Genomic DNA, 13396 nt, shown 5'->3' with positions numbered 1-13396 from the left:
GCATCCTGGTCAAATTTTTTGGGCATGGTGAAAGATTTTTCCATCTACTCAAACGGAACAAAACTTGGGACACTTCACGCCAAGCATGGTTTCTAGTTCATTTTTGTCCTTCATACGCTGAACGATATGCTCAGGCATGTGAGCGTCAATGTAGATTGGCGCACCATACCCCACGACCCCAAGCTCTGTGCTTGGGGTCGTTGATTTTCAGGGTTAATGGACAAAGGGGCAGAATTCGTAGCCATGCGCCAGCAAAACTGAAAAGCTACCTATCCACTAGGTAATTCCATTACGTGCCCACGGTGTGCGGGCGACCCCACCAGTGATGGTGAGTTCTTGCGTTAAGTTCTCACATAGTGCGTGACTGACACGCCTCAGCAACCGAATCAAGGAAAGAATTTCTGTCGTCGCAGTAAATTTCGACTGCAGTCACATCGACCCGCCCTTTGTGCAGGTCTTGCGCCAATACCGGTGGCTCCAGCTCCAGTCTGACGTTAACTTCGCTCAGAACCGGGAGCCTGACTTCTCCGTCTTCGTTGATAATGATGTCACCGCCCTGCCCGGGACCAACCTTTTGCGCCCGTGCCAAGTTTTCCCATGGAATCTCACACACGAATCTGTGGCCGCGTCGGATTTCTAAGCCCCGTGGTGTGAGAAGATGCGGATTGACCTTAATAGAGGTGTAAAACCCGATTAATAATAAGAGTGCGTAGATGCTCAGCACCAGCAGCAGAATGCGCCAAAATTGGCTGGGCACAGCCAGGTGTATGACAATGATTTCAACGATGACTAGACCGACGATTACGGTAACCACGGTTCGTAGATTCTTGTACCCGGGGTGGGCGTCGACACCGGCAGTGGAAGAAGGCCGTGTAAAAATTTTAGTGAGCGACCACAGCGAACTGATCTCCGAAACCAGCAAAGCCAGCGCCAATCTAGGAACCCCGAAACTCTCGGCAGTGTCAGAGAGTGAGACCGACCAAGATCCTTTCTTCCGCCGATCCATAGCCATCCCAGCAAACAACAGCAGGAAAGCTACGACGATGACTGAGATAGGGGCTAAGACCCACCAGCCAGAGAGTGACGGCAACGTCACCGAGAGGGTCACCACTGCGATTTCGGAAATGACTCCGAGAGCCAGCAGCGTTCTAAACACGGTTTTCATTTATTTTCTCTCGTTACTACTCGGGTGCACGACTTTGCCGGTTAACCCTTGTCGTTTAACCCGACTTTGTCGCATATCCCCATAACCCGCATAACCCAACCCTTACAAAGCAGGTAACAAAAACGGACCCCGCGCACCCGCCAGAGCCTCCGTACCCTTGCTGCATTCCTGCCCTGGGGGAGTTGAGAGGATGAACGCCACGCGAGATCCTGCAGACAAACCTACCACATCGCCACCGCTGTGGTCTAACCTACGGCATCACGAGACCACGGAAACATGCACTGAACCAACGTTCTGCCACCAGATTTTTAGGCAACACTGCACGCAGGCGATATTCTTAGCCCATGGGTCGCCATCACCGCACTAGTTCGTCGCAGTCCGCACAATCGCTGCTTGCACAGCAAAAACAGTCCGCCAACCAAGCAGCACCCGCCCCGCAAACAACGGAGACCACACGGCCGGGCCAACAATCGGCGCAACCCGAACATCAGCCATCCGGTCGCAGCCTCAGCGCCATCAAAACCTGGACGTGGCCTCAGCGCGTACTCGCAGCCGGGCTCATCCTCGCGGCTGCAGCGACGATCATTGGGTTTATCATCCAATGGCCACCAAATGAAGAGCCCCCAGTCAGCGAACAATTCGAGCAGACGTCGTCACTTTCCGGTGAGCTTGTCGACGGCACCGTCGCCATCGTCCAGCCTGGCATGTGCGGTTCCCCGTCGAATGGCCAGGTCTTTGACACTTCCCCGCAAACCACCCCAGAGGCGCCACACGATTGCACCCACGCGATTATCGACTTAACTTCCGGCGAACATGAAGGCCAACGTACCCTACTGGAGATCCACCCAGAAATCCCGGGTAATCCGCAGTTGGAAGAGGGCGACAAGATCGCTCTTTCCAAGCACGACGCCGGCAGCTATGGTTTTCAAGATTTCCAACGCAGCACCACTATTTGGCTTTGGCTGGCAGCGGCGGTCATCCTGATCATCGCGGTTGGCGCCTGGCGCGGCCTACGCGCAGTATTCGGCCTGGTCATCACTCTGGCTGTGATCGCGGCGTTTCTTATTCCCGGGCTCATCCACGGTGGTTCCGCTATTCTGCTTGCACTCACCTGCGGCGCCGCGGTGCTGTTCTTGGTGCTGTTTTTGGTACATGGTTTCAGCTGGAAAACTGCTAGTGCCATGGGCGGGACGCTGTTGGCATTGTGCCTATCCGTGGGCTTGTCGACGCTTGCGGTGGCCACCGCCGGCATCCGTGGCCTGGGCGATGAAAATAATTTGAATATCCTGGTTTATCTGCCAGGAGTCAGCATTTCTGGATTGATGCTCGCGGGCATGATCATTGGCGCGCTCGGTGTTCTTAACGACGTCACCATCGCGCAAGCCTCCACCGTCAACGAAATGCGCGAACTGGAACCCGGCGCGAAGCCCTTACGCTTGTTCGCTGGTGCCATGCGCGTCGGCCGTGACCATATTGCCTCAATGGTATACACGCTGGTCTTAAGCTATACGGGTGTGGCCTTGCCGACGCTGTTGCTGCTAAGCATTTCTGGTCGTCCGCTGGGGCAAATTCTCAGCAGTGACATCATGGCTACGGAAATTCTGCGTTCGGTTACCGGAGCGATTGCCCTGGTCTTGGCGGTTCCACTCACCACAGCCATTGCTGCTTTGACTGTACGCGCCCCTGCCGCCGTTGACGCTGCCCCGCGGGAAGCATAAATTAGCAGCCGACATACGACATACGACACTGAACATAAGACATTGTGTCGTATGTGTAGCATGTTTATCCTGAAGCGTATTTGGGCTCGACGAGAATAATAATTTCGCTACGTCGCACAAATTCCAGCTATTGCAGACTATGACAAACCCGCGTACGTCACGAATAAAGGAATGTACCGCGGATCATATATTCGTACCGCTGATGGCACGGTTCGCCCAACCCTGGCTGGCTTGCTTGCTCTTGGAACCTACCCACAGCAATTTTTTCCACAGCTATCGATTACCTTCACTCATTATCGTGGCATAGCTAAAGCCAGCGACGCAGCCGGAATCCGCTACACGGATACGTTAACCATTGAAGGGCCGATACCGCTGTTGATCGAAGAGGCTACCCGCAAGGTGCAGGAGGCCTCGCCCCGGGGCGCTATCATGCGCGGGGCATTTCGGTACGACCTTTTTGGTTTCCCGCCGGTTGCGGTACGAGAAGCCATTACCAATGCTGTCATGCAACGCGACCTCCTACCGCCACCGGAAGTTCGGAACAGTCTTACACGCTTCGCTTTGCTGTTTTATAAACGCGGCGAGACAGAAGACACGACGCTCACAAAACACACGGAATCCTCAGCTCATGCACATTCCATAGCGCGCTCTAAGCCCGCGGCAAATACCTCCACACGTGAGGCGATTGTGGATTACTTGCGCGCGCATGATTCCGCCAACACCAAAGAACTAGCCGACGTTGCGGGTGTGACAGCAGAAACTATCCGGCGCAGTCTCCGCCAGTTACTAACCGAAAATCTTGTGAGCGCTACAGCCCCACAGCGGAGCCCGAAACAGCGTTACCGGTTGGCGCAACAGGCGTCCGCGTCGGCGTTCAGCTGACTAAACTACGCGCTACGTTGACTGCGTAGCGCGCGTTCCTCGTCTTCAACGCTTTGATTGAACTCCATCTTGGATGCTTGCCATTCATCTTCGGTCATGCGCAAGCGCCAGTACCCAGAAATGGAAGTGTCCTCTTTCGCGATATCGCCATCCACGTACAAAAACTTTCGGACGTCTTTGATCATTTCGGCAACACCATGGATAAACCAGCTGGTTCGCTTCGCTGGGTAACCGGCCTCACGGATAGCAGAAACCAAAGCAGTACCCGGCATGCGCCCATCCCGCAGCACCCAATGCAGGTTGGAACCAGCCGGTTCCGGCATGGGCATGGTGCACTCTGCGTCAGGGATCTCCAGGTACACATCAGCAGTGGTGTTGTCCGGCAGGTTTTCTAACGCGGCGGCAATCGCAGGTGCTGCGGCTTCATCACCGGCTAAGACAAAATGTTCATAGCTATCGCTTGGGTACCACTTTCCACCAGGCCCCAGAAAACCAATGCGCTCACCGATCTTCGCGTTCTGCGCCCACACCCCGGCAACGCCGTGCTCGCCATGCACCACAAAATCGATCTCAAAATCTCCCGTGGCCGGATCAATCCGGCGGAAGGTATAAGTTCGGCGCACCGGCTGGTGCTCCCTCGGCTGGGTTTTCTTTATTTCTTCTACATCAAATGGCCAACTGTAGTCAGCCCCTGCTGGCGCAAAAAGCAGCTTGACATAATGATCAGTAAACGGAAATTCGCCTCCAGCCAAGCTCGGGCAAGAAAAACTGAGGCGCACCATAGTGCGGGATAACTGGGTACGCCCCGTGACGGTGGCTTCCCGTACTTGTCGTTTTTTCTTTGGCTTTTCCGACTTCTCAGGTTTCTCTGTAGTGACGGGCTGCTCTGTGTTTTCTAGCCTCTTTGTGTTCTCTAGCTTCTCTTCAGCTGTCGTGTTCATCTCCGAGGAATTCATAAAGAATAGCCTACCTTTCTAAAACACAGCCGACATTGTCTAGGCCACTGCGACAATCCCCATCAGCCGCGCCCAGCATCTCGAGCAACCACACCTTCCAATAACTCGGCAAAGCGCTGACCGGTCTTTTCCCAGGAAAACTGTTCTGCGAACTTCCTCGCACCCGCACCGAGCTGTGCGCGCAAGGAGTCGTCGGCAAGAATTTTTTGCAACTGTACCGCCAGTTCCTCTGGAGTATCAGCGAGCAACCCGGTGCGCCCGTGCCCGACGGAATCACGCAGCCCAAAGCTATAACCGACCGTCGGGACGGCATGCTTAGCTGCCTCGACAACAGCCAAACCCCAGCCTTCTTTCCGCGACGGCATCACGTGTACTTCGGCACGCTCCAATAACGCGTGCTTATAGTCGTCGGTAACTTGCCCATGGAAAAACACGCGCTCGCCTACCCCGGAGGCTGCCGCATAAGCCCGCAATTTATCTTCCCACCAGCCGGAACCAACGACATCCAGCACGACGTCGTCGGCAAGCCCATTTGCCCCAAGCAGCCCGGCTAGCGCATCGATGGCATGCTCGATTTGTTTATGCGGAACCAGCCGCGACAGCGTGACAATGTGCACCCCACGACGCTCCAAGCGCGGTATGAGCGCGGGCACCTCATCCACACCGTTTTCAATGATCGCAGCATCCGGCACCCCGAGGGACTGTAAATCCTCCTTGGAGGCCTGCGAAACAGTCACATAGGGCGCGCCCCGGTACACCTTCGGCGCGATTTTCGATTCCAAAAACCACCCAATCCGCGCCAGCACCGGCCCAGCAACCGGCCATTGTTCCTTGTGACAGTGGTGCGTGAGCAGCACCGTTGGGCGAAACACCAAGCGCGCAAAAAAAGGAATTCCATTTTGCGTATCGACGACCACATCAAGGTTCGACAGCGTGCCCAGCCCGAGCTTGCCGACGAGCATGCCCAACAGTGCTTTCGGATAGACCGTGAACTTCCCGCCGCTCCGTGAATAACGCACGCCATCGCGCACCGAACGCCGTGGCATATCAGTGTGCGCCGCAGATCGGTAGATCACCTCATGCCCTGCTCGCGCGAGATATTCCCCAACGCGCTCCAAATACAGTTCGGAGCCGCCACCTTGCGGGTGGGTGGAATCGCGCCAACACAGCAATAAGATCTTCATATTCCGTACCAGCTTAGCGGGGTAGGGCTGCATCCACATCAGAAGGACTAGAACTATACACAGTCAGCACAAAACACTGGCCCGAAATATTCCCCGAGCTGCCAGACTACTTGTGAATGGGGCCATTCTTGATTAGTGGAACCTGATTACCGTACGTGCGAACCTTTTTTAATTCCATGACAAATGCAACCAAAAGATTGAGGAAGAAGAGAGCAAACGCAGAGTAAATATAGGTGACCATTGTTCCAAGTCCAATGAACGAATCAGGATATTCGCTAGCTTCAACAGCAGCCATAGGCACTGCAAGGCCTGCGGCGACAGCAATCGATGCGAGTACACAACCCCGAAAAGTATTGCGCAACTTCATACTGACAAAAATAGAGCAGGCAGCAACAGTTACTACACAACCTAATATTTGCCATAGAGGGTAGTCACCAGGTGGTTCAGGTACATGCTGCGCCCCATAACTAGGCGCCCATGTCAACCAAACAATCGGGGCAAATACACCGGCTGCCGCACCACACATCAGCAATAACCAAACCGGATAAGAACGCTGAGGCTGGTCTATCCTCCGCTGCATCTTAGGGTTCGACGCCGATTGCTCTTCACGCAGAACTTTCCTCCGCGAAAACAAATAGCTGAGCCAAATGACGCCTCCGATTATCGTCGAAGGAATAATACTGAACAATAACACCAAGTTTAGAAAAATCGGGAAATCAAAATTATCCACAATGGACCTATCCTTTGAAAAATTGCGATCCTCTTCGCTTCAACCCTTTTTCACATTATTTTAACTAGTTGCCCAATCAGACCCTTTAACTCGGGACTGCCCCGACGCGTCCACTTTCAGGGGCTTAGACCGATCCTAGGGATAAACCCCATCCAAGTACGGTCGATAAGGGAACCGCTCCCAGAAGTGCCGCACACAATCATCAACATAGTTCGAGTCACTTTCCCTAATTTAAGTAGTTTTTATCACTATATAGTTTCTTGCCCCAAAAATCAGATTTCCTCCGAAATCACTTAACTGAAGTGCCACAGGTTTGTTCCGCGTGAATAGATGGGAAAATCTCAAACATCTCGAAGAAATTTGACCAGGACGAGGGGTGCCCGCAAATACCCTCAGCAGAGCAACAAAACAGCAACTGAACTTCCCAACTACAAGCCCAACACGCTATATCCTGGGAACCTATGCGTCCCGAACTGTCCTACCCCCTACGCCACCTCCGTCGCCACGCCACTCTAGCCCGGTCGATCCGCCTGCTGCGTTCTTTCGGTTACGAGCAATCGCAGCCACGCAAATTTTATGAGCCACTGGCCCGTGATACCGCGCAACAACTGGCAGCAATCCACCGAGATGTGCACGGCACGGGGCTAGACAAGCTATCGGTGCTGGATGTCGGCGGCGGCCCCGGATATTTTTCGGCGGCTTTCGCCGAGCACGGCGCGCACTATATTGGCTTGGAACCAGACGTTTCGGAAATGACTGCAGCCGGAATCACCCTGGATACCGCGGTTCGTGCTTCCGGCACAGCGCTGCCTTTTCGGGATAACAGCGTCGACATCGTCTATTCCTCCAACGTGGCCGAACACATCGCGCGCCCCTGGGAGATGGCCGAGGAAATGGTGCGGGTTGCACGCAACTTGGCGGTGATCAGTTACACGGTGTGGCTCGGTCCTTTCGGCGGGCACGAAACAGGGTTGTGGCCGCATTATATTGGTGGCGATTTCGCCCGGCGTCGTTATGAACGCAAGCACGGGCATCCACCAAAAAATATCTGGGGGCATTCGCTTTTCGACGTCTCCGCCCGCGAAGGTCTCAGCTGGGCAGCCGAATGCGGCTACCGTACCTACTGCTTCCCGCGCTACCACCCCAGCTGGGCCTGGTGGATTACGAAGCTACCCGGGTTGCGGGAATTGGGCACTTCAAACCTGGTGATTGTGGTAGATAAGACGCGGAGCTAGCGCATTCAAAGTTTCATTCGGTTTGCCAGCACACCGGGCCTGGAATTGGTTTCACTCCCACCTGGGATAATCTTAGCTATTGCTGCTGCTACGACGGCATTGATCAGGCTAGCAAGCAGTGCAAACCAGATATTTTCCGTAACGAAGAAATACAACACCGTTAACAAAACCAGCCCAATCACATTTCCTAAAGCCTGCGTTTGAAATACCGATAGACCAGATAAAAAATAAGCAGCACGTGCTACGGTGCGCACCAACCCATCAAGTGAAATTCCCACCAAGAGTGCAATAATTCCCCATTGCAACATGGAGGCCAAGCTAGCGGTTGCCAGCCCACCTAGGATATGCACCGTTCCCAATGCGACTACAAATGGACTAGCCACAATAAGAATGAGGGAAACTATCCTCGCAATGAGGCTGGCGAAAATTTTCACATTATCCAAACTGCACCTTTCCTGATCCACGAAATCCAGCTTCTTGATTCGTGACCTTTTGCTTTTGCTCGAATAACCCTGCAATCCGGGTATCGCCACGCTGTTTAGCCGAGAGTGTCTGTTCCAGATTTTCCCATCTACTCAAACGGAACAAAACCTGGGACACTTCAGATCTCAGACCAGCCACTTCAAAAGATCTCACAGTATATACATACCAAAACGGTACAACCTGAAAGGAAAAATAGCCATGAACACCCAGCCGAAAATGAGCATCGAAGAAGAAAACACCCAGCGCGTGATCGGGCGTGCGGTCCGACTAGGGTACATCATCGTCTCAATCCGCATCAACGGTGATGGCGCTCGTGTGCAGGTGATGCCCTCGCGCTCGCCCCCTACACGCCAGAACTCACCTGCGATGCAGTGACCGGAGAATGGGTAATTCAGACCACTGCCTACGGTGCCCTCAACGCAGGCGAAATCCAGAAGATAGCCGGAGGCTACCAGCGCGCCGTTGCCATGGTGAGCGAGCTGCGCTACCTGGATGCCAACAACGTCATCGACTACCACGTCACCGACTAAAAGCCTCCCGATTGGCTTCTTGGAAATCCTCGCCGCGCGCGTCGCGGCGTGTCACGTGGCGCCGCGCGCGGCACCGCGTCCGCCTATGTGCCACGACCTTCACCTACGAGGCCGCCCCCGGAAACGCTTTCAGGGAGCGGAACATGGCGAAGGAATACGCGGCGGTGCAACCGGCCACGAGGCCGCCCGCGACAGCCCAGTGATTCCACAGGTCAGCGGCAGGCGCCGAAAGGGCGATCGCCGCTCCCACGCAGGCAACAGGGAGAAGAAAAACGTCGATCGGCCGACGAAATGCGACCGTCAGTGCAACAAAATGTAGAGCGACCGAACTGAGGAGTAGCGCACCGAGCCACCACCACTTCCCGGTGACCCATCCGGCAACGAGCCCAGCCAGCGAGGCCGCGAACTCCAGCATGGACGTCACGCCGACGGCCACGCCTTCAGCTCCTGACATCCTCCGGAGTTTGCCCGGAGTCTTGATATAGATCGCAATCGCCACCACGAACACAAGCCCAGCACCCGCTGCCCCCAGGCCGCGCGCGTGCCACGAGTTCGCGAATACCAGCGGCACAAGGTAGAGGGCAGTGAATACCACGAGCAGGTAGGCGTTGCTTCGAACCGATTGGCGCATCGGTTCCGCGCGGATACGGTTTTCTCGAGCCCACTGCGCAGCCGCGTCACCGCGCCCTGCGGCTACACGCTCGCGTTCTTCCGCCGTCATATCAGGCTCCTCCTCGGTGACCGCCTTCTTAGGAAAATGGGTGGGGTAGTTGCCGCGGTTCGACGTCCGTGCCATGATGCCTCCGAATCAATTCGCGTAGCCTAGGGGTCTGGAGTGCTCGCTGGAGGTCCCACCCAAAGTCGATGGGCAGCAGCTTCGGCGCAACAACCATGACGGTTTCCAGCCCCATGCCTCTTTCAACGTCCGACGTTTGAACATGCGACCACACGTCGATGCCCTCGGCAGCTAACCGCTCGGTTAACTGGGCAAGGAGCGGGCCGGGTGGGCCGTGCTGGTAGCGTTCCCAATCTGTGCGTGGGAGATCCTGCACAGGGACCGGCTGATTGGTGCCGCACAGGTTGATGTACTCGGGGCGCCTCGACCCGACCACGAGGAGCGGATGGTCAACGATCCCCTCCGCATCGGTAGGATTGGCGTGGAGTTGGGCAATCCTCTCGGCTTTCGTCTCGGCAACTCGAGCACGCTCTGCAATATACGTCCACGCTTCTTTCACCGCTCCCTTGATTGCCCCGAGGAGGGAGGGGTGTGCAGCCGCCCCCACAGATGTGACGTCGCCGAGTTCGGACGTCATAGTGGCGGCGGAAATGACCGCGGGCACCCCCAACGCGCTCTCCATGAGCCCCGCCTCCAGCGTGATTCCCAACAGCTGTGCGCGCTGGAAAGTTGCACGCAGTTCGGAAAGATCGCGCAGGTCAAGCCGCACGGGCTCGATTCGTCCGTACCACGAGGCTATGAAGGCATCGCGCTCGATGAGTTCTAGCGAGCCGAAGAGCTTCGCCTCGTCGATGCTTGAACCAGTCGCGCATCCCGACGACGTCGCTAAAGCCCACAACCTGTACGCCATCTGCTCGCCGTAGTAGATGTACTCACGGGGGATCCAGGCAGACTCCCCGCTAGCTAAGTTCTCCACAACCACCCACTCATGCGGCTCGTCAGCACTGTATGGCGCTCCGTGGCGGCCGTAGTAGCGGGACGGGTAGGCCGGGAAATCGTTCGGCGTTATGACCCGACCCTCCAGGTCTCTCGCGCGCGCAACACGCACGGTGCATGAGCTTTGGAGGGCGCCCACCCGGCGCTCTATTCCCTCAAGGAGCGCGGCGGTTTCGCTATGGCGAAAGCGAGTTGAGTGCCCCGACCACGAGAGAGTCCTGACTTCCTTGCCGTTCCAATTCGGCGTACTTCCGGTGGCGGGCGCCGTCGTCTCCCAGCCAACCTCGAGATTCAGCCGCCTGCCAAGGTATCCAGCGACGGGGTTCACTAAGACGTCGGCTGGCAAAGCAATGTCGTCAATAGGCCGGGCTCTAAGATCGCGCCCCGCCGAATCTGGTACGCCTGCCGTTCCGCCGACGGCGACTGCCGGCCGGGCTAGCCAGCCGCGCCGAATCTGGCCGTGCGTGAAACTGAATTCCCACGCGGCGGCTTCTCGCGACTGACCAGCAAATCGCGTCATGGCTCGCCGAATCCCTGAAAAGAACTCCCCGAAAGTCCCGACAGCGGTGGAGTTCGGGGAGCCTAGCACCCGATTCAGCGCCGTAGACCGCGTCCGCAACCAACGTTCGCGCAGCTCCTCCGCCGTGAGACTGTGCGGGCCTGCCGCGAGAAAGCCATCTGCGATCACACAGGCTTCCTGCGTACAGGTGTTGAGCAAAGAAGGCACAGCTCTACTTCCACTTCATCGCTCGCTGCGCCATCAACGTGAGTATCGCGGTCACAGCGACCAGATAGCCGAGCCCAATTCCAACGTCACCCCACGTCCCCTCGCCATTGAGCGGCATCGTCACGGCCTCGCGCATGTGGTAGATCGGAGTGTACGGTGCAGCCGTCTGCGCCCAGCTCGGAAGCGTCTCAATCGGCATCATGGCTCCACCGATCATTCCCAAGGGGATGATGATGGCGACCGCTGCCATGGAGACGCCGGCCATCGACGGCAGAATGATTCCGACGAGTACCCCAAGCATGAAGAAAAGCAGGAAGCCCAGGATCAAGGGCAGGAGTGCAATCGGCGCGGTCGCCTCCGGAGTCATGCCGAGTGCCATTGCGATGCCGAAGAGGGCAAGGGCCTGCGTTATCAGGAAGATCATGCCCGCCGTCGCCTGTGCGGCAATGACCGTGTTTGAGGAGATGGGGAAGCTCCGTAGGACGACGAACATTCCGTTTTCGCGCCACAGCGCAAGGTGGGTGGCGCCCGCGAAGATTCCCACGAAGGCCGCGCCGAAGGCCATGACGTTCGCGCTGATCGGCCCGGTGAGGTCCATTCCTTCGATACTGTCACCCATCGTCAACACGAGCGCAAGGAGTAGGCCCGCCGGGAAGAGGAACGTAAAGATAAGGGTCGCCCAGTCGCGTAGGTCGTAGCGAAGAAGGACATTGGTTAATGCGCGGTATCTGGTCATGCTACGTAATCTTTTCCGGTGAGCTGGAGATAGACGTCCTCGAGGCGCCCATCGTGGACTTGGGCGTGCCGTGTATCGATCCCGCCTTCAGCGAGGCGCGCGAACAGAGCGGCCGTGTCGTGAGACCGAACCTCGAGCCCGTCTTTGGTGACCCGCACCGCGTCCGGGCCAAGAAGCGTCGCCACCGCATCCGCCTGGTGGAGAGCATTGGGGAGAATGACCGTCGAGCCGAGATCGGCCTCGGCGACGAGGCGGCTCGGGCTCGACGTCGTGAGAATCTTGCCCTGTTCGACGATCGACACCGTGTCACATAGCCGCTCAGCTTCGTCGAGGTAGTGCGTCGTATAAAGGGTGGTCATCTCCAGAAGATTGGTCGACTGGAGCAGGGAGACCAACGAGTACCTGGCTTCGGGATCGAGGCCTGCCGTCGGCTCGTCGAGGAAGAGGACTTTCGGCCGGTGCACAATCGCGGTGGCGACGGCGAGTCGCTGGCGCTCGCCCCCGGAGAGATTCTCCACTTTGGTGTCAGCCGCCTTCGCGAGGTTGAGGGCCTCGATGAGCGTGTCGATCGTGGAGTGCTCTGCGCCCTGGATCGCACAGACCGCGCGAAGGTGCTCGCGGAGTGTCGTCTTCGGGAAGAACGCCGACTGCTGGGGCTGGATCCCGATCTGGGACAGCAGGGCTAGATTGCGCGGATAGGGCGACTGGCCGAGGACTCGGATCGTTCCTTCCGTCGGCTTTCGAAACCCTTGGATCGCGTTAAAGAGCGTCGTCTTGCCCGCCCCGTTTGGACCGATGATCCCGTGGAACGAACCTTCTTCCACCTGGAGGTCGAGGTGGGAAAGAATCGTCTTCCCCTTAATGACGACGCTTACGTCGCGTACGTCAACTGCATAGTCAGTCACGTGTGACCTTTCTCGAGTGCTGTTGCGGTGGGTGGGATACGGACATCTGTGAGCGTATCCCCCCCCCCGCGGAACCGAAGTGAATCACTTCGAGTTGCTTCGTCAACCGTGGAGAACTCCAGGATCGTGTTCGAATAACTGTGCGTGATACATTCCTGTTACATCGAACTGCCTGCAGTTTGATGAGAGACGAGCGTCTTTGCCTGTTTCGCCCGTCGCCCGCCAGATTGTGCGGCTGATAGAAGCGGTCGGACTGGTGACGGTTTCGCTGATTTAGGCGGTGGCGCAGGACGAGGTCGACGAGCAGCACGAGGTGCAGGTCGACGAGCACGAGGAAGAAGACGACGACGAGCAGGTCGAGCCGAAGGCCATATCTGCGTAATCGACGTAATCCTTGACCTCGAAGGTCTCCGCAGTGAAGCTATCGAGCTCAGCAGCGAGATTCTGGAGATTCATGATGATTTCCTTTCGGG

15 protein-coding genes and 1 other RNA gene are annotated in these 13396 nt (G+C 56.8%); 5 read left to right on the top strand and 11 right to left on the bottom strand.

Translation table 11 applies throughout. The features are described 5' to 3' along the window. Positions 1–349 precede the first annotated feature (349 nt). Positions 350–1165 (bottom strand): hypothetical protein, encoded by an 816-nt coding sequence (locus A5774_RS02520; protein ID WP_064833224.1) that lies wholly within the window; start codon positions 1163–1165, stop codon positions 350–352. Between the two features lie 118 nt (positions 1166–1283). Then, positions 1284–1378, bottom strand: an RNA gene (ffs, locus tag A5774_RS02515) — signal recognition particle sRNA small type. A 131-nt stretch (positions 1379–1509) separates the two neighbouring features. Between ffs and A5774_RS02510 the strand changes: the two genes are divergently transcribed. Both A5774_RS02510 and A5774_RS02505 read left to right on the top strand, forming a co-directional pair. Then, positions 1510–2883 carry a YibE/F family protein gene (locus A5774_RS02510; protein ID WP_231892318.1) on the top strand — a complete coding sequence of 458 codons (1374 nt, stop codon included), beginning with the start codon at positions 1510–1512 and terminating at the stop codon, positions 2881–2883. Between the two features lie 171 nt (positions 2884–3054). Beyond that, a complete protein-coding gene (locus A5774_RS02505; protein WP_064833223.1) occupies positions 3055–3765 on the top strand; it encodes a DeoR family transcriptional regulator in 711 nt (236 codons plus the stop codon). Positions 3766–3770: 5 nt separating this feature from the next. On the opposite strand, the gene A5774_RS02500 is transcribed toward A5774_RS02505, so the two are convergent. From A5774_RS02500 to A5774_RS02490, 3 genes are all read right to left on the bottom strand, one after another. Further along, the gene (locus A5774_RS02500; RefSeq protein WP_064833222.1) at positions 3771–4721 is read right to left on the bottom strand and encodes a siderophore-interacting protein; all 951 of its coding nucleotides are present in this window, start codon (positions 4719–4721) and stop codon (positions 3771–3773) included. 62 nt (positions 4722–4783) lie between these two features. Next, a complete protein-coding gene (locus A5774_RS02495) occupies positions 4784–5905 on the bottom strand; it encodes a glycosyltransferase family 4 protein (protein ID WP_064833221.1) in 1122 nt (373 codons plus the stop codon). Positions 5906–6011: 106 nt separating this feature from the next. Continuing rightward, the gene (locus A5774_RS02490; protein WP_064833220.1) at positions 6012–6635 is read right to left on the bottom strand and encodes a hypothetical protein; all 624 of its coding nucleotides are present in this window, start codon (positions 6633–6635) and stop codon (positions 6012–6014) included. Positions 6636–7096: 461 nt separating this feature from the next. Between A5774_RS02490 and A5774_RS02485 the strand changes: the two genes are divergently transcribed. Then, complete coding sequence (locus A5774_RS02485; protein WP_064833219.1) at positions 7097–7870, top strand: class I SAM-dependent methyltransferase; 774 nt, start codon at positions 7097–7099, stop codon at positions 7868–7870. Between the two features lie 5 nt (positions 7871–7875). Here A5774_RS02485 and A5774_RS02480 read toward each other — a convergent pair whose 3' ends face one another. After that, positions 7876–8304, bottom strand: coding sequence for a hypothetical protein (locus A5774_RS02480; RefSeq protein WP_064833218.1), 429 nt, complete (start codon positions 8302–8304; stop codon positions 7876–7878). 247 nt (positions 8305–8551) lie between these two features. Here A5774_RS02480 and A5774_RS11650 point away from each other — a divergent pair, with 247 nt between their 5' ends. Then, positions 8552–8728: a hypothetical protein gene (locus tag A5774_RS11650; protein WP_222703924.1), complete on the top strand. Its 177-nt coding sequence runs from the start codon at positions 8552–8554 to the stop codon at positions 8726–8728. Continuing rightward, positions 8725–8883 carry a hypothetical protein gene (locus tag A5774_RS11645; RefSeq protein WP_222703923.1) on the top strand — a complete coding sequence of 53 codons (159 nt, stop codon included), beginning with the start codon at positions 8725–8727 and terminating at the stop codon, positions 8881–8883. Before A5774_RS11650 ends, A5774_RS11645 begins: the two co-directional genes overlap by 4 nt. Positions 8884–8986: 103 nt before the next feature. Here A5774_RS11645 and A5774_RS02470 read toward each other — a convergent pair whose 3' ends face one another. From A5774_RS02470 to A5774_RS10825, 5 genes are all read right to left on the bottom strand, one after another. Continuing rightward, positions 8987–9679, bottom strand: a complete 693-nt coding sequence (locus A5774_RS02470; protein WP_156519527.1) for a hypothetical protein — start codon at positions 9677–9679, stop codon at positions 8987–8989. Next, positions 9633–11075: a YcaO-like family protein gene (locus A5774_RS02465; RefSeq protein WP_147579106.1), complete on the bottom strand. Its 1443-nt coding sequence runs from the start codon at positions 11073–11075 to the stop codon at positions 9633–9635. Before A5774_RS02465 ends, A5774_RS02470 begins: the two co-directional genes overlap by 47 nt. A gap of 211 nt (positions 11076–11286) precedes the next feature. Beyond that, complete coding sequence (locus tag A5774_RS02460) at positions 11287–12018, bottom strand: ABC transporter permease (protein WP_064833215.1); 732 nt, start codon at positions 12016–12018, stop codon at positions 11287–11289. Continuing rightward, positions 12015–12923, bottom strand: a complete 909-nt coding sequence (locus A5774_RS02455) for an ABC transporter ATP-binding protein (protein WP_064833214.1) — start codon at positions 12921–12923, stop codon at positions 12015–12017. The genes A5774_RS02460 and A5774_RS02455 overlap by 4 nt, the downstream gene beginning before the upstream one ends. Positions 12924–13196: 273 nt before the next feature. After that, positions 13197–13379, bottom strand: a complete 183-nt coding sequence (locus A5774_RS10825; protein WP_082936067.1) for a thiazolylpeptide-type bacteriocin — start codon at positions 13377–13379, stop codon at positions 13197–13199. Between the last annotated feature and the right edge of the window lie 17 nt (positions 13380–13396).

Source organism: Corynebacterium sp. EPI-003-04-2554_SCH2473622 (assembly GCF_001665955.1).
GTDB classification, from domain to species: domain Bacteria; phylum Actinomycetota; class Actinomycetes; order Mycobacteriales; family Mycobacteriaceae; genus Corynebacterium; species Corynebacterium pseudodiphtheriticum.
The sequence above is the reverse complement of the archived record's forward strand: the minus strand, read 5'-3'. Positions and strand labels throughout refer to the sequence as shown.

Bases quoted from the DNA above. Each gene is read 5' to 3' on its own strand.
- A5774_RS02520 (WP_064833224.1), bottom strand. From the start codon at position 1,165: ATGAAAACCGTGTTTAGAACGCTGCTGGCTCTCGGAGTCATTTCCGAA.
- A5774_RS02510 (WP_231892318.1), top strand. From the start codon at position 1,510: ATGGGTCGCCATCACCGCACTAGTTCGTCGCAGTCCGCACAATCGCTG.
- A5774_RS02505 (WP_064833223.1), top strand. From the start codon at position 3,055: ATGTACCGCGGATCATATATTCGTACCGCTGATGGCACGGTTCGCCCA.
- A5774_RS02500 (WP_064833222.1), bottom strand. From the start codon at position 4,721: ATGAATTCCTCGGAGATGAACACGACAGCTGAAGAGAAGCTAGAGAAC.
- A5774_RS02495 (WP_064833221.1), bottom strand. From the start codon at position 5,905: ATGAAGATCTTATTGCTGTGTTGGCGCGATTCCACCCACCCGCAAGGT.
- A5774_RS02485 (WP_064833219.1), top strand. From the start codon at position 7,097: ATGCGTCCCGAACTGTCCTACCCCCTACGCCACCTCCGTCGCCACGCC.
- A5774_RS11650 (WP_222703924.1), top strand. From the start codon at position 8,552: ATGAACACCCAGCCGAAAATGAGCATCGAAGAAGAAAACACCCAGCGC.
- A5774_RS02470 (WP_156519527.1), bottom strand. From the start codon at position 9,679: ATGGCACGGACGTCGAACCGCGGCAACTACCCCACCCATTTTCCTAAG.
- A5774_RS02465 (WP_147579106.1), bottom strand. From the start codon at position 11,075: ATGACGCGATTTGCTGGTCAGTCGCGAGAAGCCGCCGCGTGGGAATTC.
- A5774_RS02460 (WP_064833215.1), bottom strand. From the start codon at position 12,018: ATGACCAGATACCGCGCATTAACCAATGTCCTTCTTCGCTACGACCTA.
- A5774_RS10825 (WP_082936067.1), bottom strand. From the start codon at position 13,379: ATGAATCTCCAGAATCTCGCTGCTGAGCTCGATAGCTTCACTGCGGAG.